Here is a 4602-nt window from a genome sequence, read left to right as displayed (position 1 = left end):
GAGGAACTTCCTCTTCTCTATCTTCTCGCGCAAATAGTCGCCGACGAAGCTGAGGCGCGGGCCCTGCAATGCGTCCTGCTCTATCTTCTTCTTAGTCTTCAGCACGGTCTTAAGCTCGCTCACCCAGTCCTTGTGGCGGGAAATCCAGTCATAGGAGAGCATCTCCTCCGCACGCTTGATGTCCACTTCCTTCGCGTTTATGGTGAGCTGCCCGAGGAAATCGTAGTCCTTTATGTCCGCCATGGTGACCCCGACGAATTTCGCCTCGGGGGTTGCTATGTCATTGCCAAGGTAAGCGAGGTTCATGCTTCCCGTCTTTATCGCCCAGTAGATATACCATCCCCAAGCGTCGCAGTCCGTGAAGCAGTAGATGGGCAGCTTCTTGCTTGCAAGCTTCCTGATGAGCCGCCTGCAGCCGCGCGATGCCTGCCCTTTGGGGGTGATGAGTATGCAGTTCTCCTTCTTCCAGAACTTGTCCTCGTTGAGCCTCTGCCACATCGCGTCCTTCTCGACTACCAGCGCGTAGTCGGCATCGACATCTATGAACTCCATGCCGTTGTCGACATCGGAAGGGATCATCCAGCCGCTCCTGCCCTGCTTCCTGCAGTCGATGGTGACCTCTTCCCCGCCGAACTTGTCCTTTATTGTGAGCGGGCCTGCCACCACCCCCTTCCTGTCGGTGTTGAGGTTCAAATCCTCGCGCTTCACAGTGAGCGCGACTTCCAAATCCTCCACAAGCGGGTTGCTCTCCGACTGCTCGGAAAAAAGCTCCTCATCCAAAGTATCGCCAAGCGAGAACTTGAGCTGGTAGTATAAGCCCCTGATGGACGTGTGCGCGTCCTCTTTCAGGAATTTCTTGCACTTGGAGGCGATTGCCACCGTCTGCATGAACTTGCGCGCCTGCCCAACGTTCACGAACTTGCGCTCTTCAGTCTTGTCGCCAAGCCGGATGTAGCCCACCCCTTGGTCGTATATGATGTTGCTCTTGCTCCGAAGCGCGGTTGCGAACGTGGGCGTGGTCTCCTCGTCAATCTGCCCAAGCATCTGAAGCCCGAGCTTTTCGAGCTTGCCCACCACTTCCAAATCGTTTTTTGCGCCCATTGGAATTCCCTCATTGCCTCGTCTGATTGCAATCTTCCCTTCGCCCTTCACTTCAGCTTTCCTTGCCATGGATGTTGCGCCTGCCTGTTTCCTTCTCCGTTTCCCCCTGCCTCGCCATGGATGTTGCGCCTGCCAATCGCTATTCGTCTATTTCCTCCTCATCGGCGATTTTCCCATTTCCATTGCCGTTTTCGGCTTCCTCCCCGTCATCGCCGTTCTCTATCTGCCCGGAGTACTTCGTTTCAATCATGTGGTTGAGCTTCTTCTCGATTTCCGCGGGCTTGCCCTTGCCCGCAAGCTCGGGCAGGTCCTTTGAAAGCTGGTTCACATAGCGCAGGATTGCCTTCTTCCGCTCGGTCCTGTCGCGCTCGCGGTGCTTTCCTGAAAGGTAGCGCTGCAAATCGCGCGCGGCCTCCATTATCGCGTTCTTTATCTCCTGAAGTATCTCATCGTCGTTTGAAATCGCCTGCTTGCCAGCTGATGTGTAGGGCACATAGACGCTTGAGATGTTCACGAAAATGCTCAACGGCTCCTCCTCGAAGTTCCGAAGCTTGTAGCGCTTCCAGTCTATCGCCTTCACAGCCTCGGTTATTGCGCAGCCGGAATTGTCAAAAAGCAAAGGCGCGCGGTTGGCGTAGCGTATCACTTCGCTTGAGGACAGGTCGCCCGCCTTCCTCCCGGCACCCCCGCCATAGGCGATTGCCGCCTCCACCATGAAGGGGATTCCGCCCTTGAATATCTTGGGCGAGCGCTCGGTGACCACCACGAATTCCGGCGCGAGTATGTTCTGGAGCGATTTTTCAATCTGCCCCTTGCCAATCGGCTTCACAGAGTCGGTCGCAGGCGCTATCCATTTTGCCTGCGCGAATGCTTTTACGAGCTTTTCAGCTTCTGCCCACTGCAGATCGGATGGCTTCTTGTTCAGGTCGACATCGGGCGCGAGGGTGCGGAGCTCCTCCACCTTTGCCGCAGACACGCGCGCGAAGCGCTCCTGCAGGAAAGAGGAGACCCGCCTGCATTCCTTTTCACGGTGCGCGAAATCGATAAGGTCGTTTGTGGAAAGCCCGAGCGGATGGGGCTGGACAATCACGGGCTTTTCAGGTATCTTGTCGCTTGAGCGCGGGAATGCGGACTTCTGCTTTTCAGGGTCGACCAGGATTATCTGGAGATGCGGGTTTGCAAGCGCGGTGCGGCGGACATACTCGTATACGCCGAAGCTGCTCTTGTCGTATTTCACGTCGGCGACTTCGGCATCCACCGAAAGGCCGCAACCGAAATCCCCTTCCTCCTTCACCACGTTCGCCACGTTCGCGGAGTTCGACTTGAGATCGATGGATACTTCGCAGGTTATTTTCTTCCTGTCGTAGCGCGAGACCACCTTCACGGGCTTGCCGGTCGTTATCTGCGCGTACATTGTGCAGCCGGACGCGCCTATCCCCTGCTGCCCGCGCTGCTGCGCGTAGCGGTGGAATTTCGTGCCTGCGAGCATCTGCCCGAGCGCCTTGCCAAGGTGCCTTTCCGGGATGCCCGGCCCGTTGTCCTCGCACACCACGCGGTACTTTTCCTTGTCAAGCTCGGTGACGGTCACCGTAACTTCGGGCAATATCCCCGCCTCTTCGCATGCGTCAAGGGAGTTTGTCACGTATTCGTGGACGATGGTCGTGAGCGAGCGGGTCTTGCCTGAGAAGCCGAGCATCTGCTGGTTCTTCTTGAAAAATTCCGCGACGGAATGCTCCTTGAACTCGGTGAATATCTTTTCAGTAGTGGTCGCCATGCGAATCACTTTTTGCAGATTCCTTCTGGTCGCGATTGTAAGCTGCGGGGTTCTCTTTAATAAGAGTTTTGGTTGTTACGCCGGAGAAAAGGGCGAAAAGCGCGCGCGGAGGGTGGATTTTAGCCACGATTGCGCGCAGGCTATCCTTTCTTCGCCATGAAGCCCTGCAGGAAAGGTATGGAGAGCCAGGAAAGCATGGCAAGGGTCGGGTCGATGAATGCAAGGGGCGCGGAAAGCAGGAATATCCCCGCAGTCGCAGTCCCGCGCGCGCGGGTGCCCCTTATTTCCTCATCGGGCATGCTTTTTGAGACCAGCCTCTTTCCGTCCGTCGCATAAGCCCATACCGCCATCAGGAGCGCGCCTGAAAGCCCCATGGAAAAGCCGTAGAGGGCGACAGCCTCGGAATTGTCCCCGTACTCGCCGAGTATGGCGGTCGGGAAGGGAAGGAGCGAAATGACGAGAAGAAACGCGAGATTGAGCCACATGAGCCGGCTGTCATGCCTTATTATGTGCTCGAACGTGCGGTGGTGCGCTATCCAGTAGATGCCGACCATGACGAATGTGAAGACATATATGAGGAATTTTGGCAGGAGGGTGAGTATCCATGCGGTTATGGTGCCGGAAACCGCCGTGTCGGGGACATCGGGGGTTTTTATGCTGAAAACGAGAAGGGTCATGGAGAATGCGAAAATCGCATCCGAGAAAGCCTCTATGCGAAAAGTCGTCTTTTCGTCCTTTCCCCCTTCCATTGAACCACTCTGGTTTTGCGGCAGCCTAAAAAAGCCGCTTCACTTCCTCCTCGTTCATCTTGCGGCGGCATTTTTCGAGGTAGGCGTAAACCGTAGCGTGGTTTGCGCCCTCGATGAGCTTGAAAACCGCAGTGAGCGCATAATCAAGCGTGTCCAGTTTCGAGATTATGCCCACGGTGTGCCCGTGGATTGCAAGATAAGCGCCGATTTCCTCGTTTATTATCTCCTTCGTCCTGCCTTTTTCCCCGATTATCCTGCCGAGTATGCGATGCTGCGCTTTCGGGGAATCCGCGTAGTCGCGAAGGTCGATGAGCTTGAAGCCGAAGTCGTCCGAGAGGAGCTTGAGCGCGATTGCGGGCTCAAAGCCCCTGCCTATCGCCTTTATTACGTCTTTTGCGATGAACTCGTCGATGCTTTCCCCGCCTATCTCCACCGAGCCGTCGGAGTCGACGTTGAGCGTGACCTTCATCCGCTGCTCAAGATAGTCCTTGGTCTCGCCAGATTCGCCAAGGACCGCAGGGACGCGGGCGGAGGGGATTTTGAGTATCTGCATATGTACCGCCAGCTTCTTAGGCAGGGCTAATTTTTAAGAAGTGGTGGGTCGGAAAAGCTGGGCGGGCATCCTCAGCTCCCGAATTTCGGCGCGCGCGCAGAGCTTTTGCCGTAAGGCTCCGCATGCACCAGCACCTCGGTTATTTCAGGGAACTTTTTCTTCAGTTCGTATTTCACTATTCCGCATACTGCGTGCGCGCGCTTGAGAGATGTCTTTGGGTCAAGCTGCACATGCAAGTCAAGCGTTATCTCGCCGCCGGAGCTTCGCGCCCTCATGCGGTGGAAGCATTTCACGCCCTTTACGCCGAGCACTGCCTTCCCGTATTCCTCGAGCTTTTCGCGCGGCGGGCTTGCGTCCGTGAGCTCGGAAAGCGCGCCTCCGCCAACTTCCTTGACCACGCGGAGCATGAAAAGCGCCACTAAAAT

General features: G+C 56.2%; 5 protein-coding genes. All 5 read right to left on the bottom strand.

Annotated features, from left to right (window positions below; translation table 11 throughout):
- The coding region (locus WC488_04650; protein ID MFA5077689.1) for a DNA topoisomerase IV subunit A at window positions 1-1170 on the bottom strand (1170 nt) is incomplete at its 3' end.
- 70 nt (window positions 1171-1240) lie between these two features.
- Entirely contained in the window at window positions 1241-2875 is a 1635-nt protein-coding gene (top6B, locus tag WC488_04645; GenBank protein MFA5077688.1) for a DNA topoisomerase VI subunit B, read from the bottom strand.
- A gap of 140 nt (window positions 2876-3015) precedes the next feature.
- On the bottom strand, window positions 3016-3624 hold the full coding sequence (locus tag WC488_04640) for a TMEM175 family protein (protein MFA5077687.1): 609 nt from the start codon (window positions 3622-3624) through the stop codon (window positions 3016-3018).
- Between the two features lie 25 nt (window positions 3625-3649).
- Window positions 3650-4177, bottom strand: coding sequence for a KH domain-containing protein (locus WC488_04635; GenBank protein ID MFA5077686.1), 528 nt, complete (start codon window positions 4175-4177; stop codon window positions 3650-3652).
- 71 nt (window positions 4178-4248) lie between these two features.
- Window positions 4249-4602: cation transporter dimerization domain-containing protein (locus tag WC488_04630; GenBank protein MFA5077685.1), on the bottom strand; the 354-nt coding region annotated here is incomplete at its 5' end.

This window comes from Candidatus Micrarchaeia archaeon, from assembly GCA_041650355.1.
GTDB lineage: Archaea > Micrarchaeota > Micrarchaeia > Anstonellales > Bilamarchaeaceae > JAHJBR01.
The sequence above is the reverse complement of the archived record's forward strand: the minus strand, read 5'-3'. Positions and strand labels throughout refer to the sequence as shown.